This is a genomic window from Chromobacterium alticapitis (assembly GCF_002924365.1).
Classification (GTDB): domain Bacteria; phylum Pseudomonadota; class Gammaproteobacteria; order Burkholderiales; family Chromobacteriaceae; genus Chromobacterium; species Chromobacterium alticapitis.
Genome location: NZ_PQWB01000158.1, coordinates 1 through 934, shown reverse-complemented (window position 1 = coordinate 934; position 934 = coordinate 1). Strand labels below are relative to the sequence as shown.

Annotated in this window: 1 protein-coding gene; it reads right to left on the bottom strand. The window is 65.1% G+C overall.

All coding sequences use genetic code 11. From position 1 onward, the window contains the following. The coding region (locus C2I19_RS20070) for an RHS repeat domain-containing protein (RefSeq protein WP_146056894.1) at positions 1-934 on the bottom strand (934 nt) is incomplete at both ends.

Here is a 934-nt window from a genome sequence, read left to right as displayed (position 1 = left end):
CCGATGCCGTCACCGTGTCGCCGGCCTGGAAGTGGCCCGCGCCGCGCGAGATGGCGTTGTTGGTGTCGGCCTGGTACCACACTTGCGCCGCTTGCTGGCCGCTGTGGCTGGTTTCGGTCGGCGTTTTGTCGGCGTAGCGCACCGTGCCGATGACATTCCCCGCCGCGTCGTACTGTTGTTCTGTGACATAGCCCAAAGGATCGATGCTGTAAGCCTGCCGGCCCGCCGCGTCGTAGACGTAGCGCGTCACCTTGTCGCGCGACGGATCCTGTAGAGTGGGCAGGAACGCCGCCAGTTGCGCCTGGCTGCCCGCTTGCAGCAAGCTGCTTTGCACCGCTTCGATGTCGGCCTGTACCCGCCAGCCTTGGCCGGCGGCGTCGAAGCCGGTGAAGGTTTCCGACAACACAGCGTGCCGCTGCACGCTGCTGATGCGCAGGTTGTCGTAGACCACGCCGGCATTGGAGTCACCGTTGCTCGCCAGGTTGTACAGGTACACTTGCAGGCTGCCGTCGCGCGCCGCCGGGTAGGTCACGGTGAGCGTTTGCCAGCCGTCGTTGCCTGGCGCCGCCTGCACTTGGTTCCCCACCGCATTTGGGTCATTCGCATTGCCCAGGAACAGCTGGCCGCTGAGGCCGGACGGCGCTTTGAAGCGGATGGTCGCCGTGACGATGTCGCCGGCTTGAAATCCGCCCAGATCTTTGGAGATGGCATGCCAGATACCATCCTTGTTCTTCAGCTTGACGCCGCCACCATTCGGTACGGCATTGGCCAGCTGACGCTTGGCCGTCACGTGGCCGACGGCGTCGTATTCGTACTGGGTCACGCTGCCGGCGGCGTCTACCGCGTATTGCAGGCGGCCGGCAGCGTCGTAGAGCGTGTGGCTAGCTTGGTCTTGCGGATTCGCCGGCCGTTGCCCTAGGTAGGCGCTCAGCGT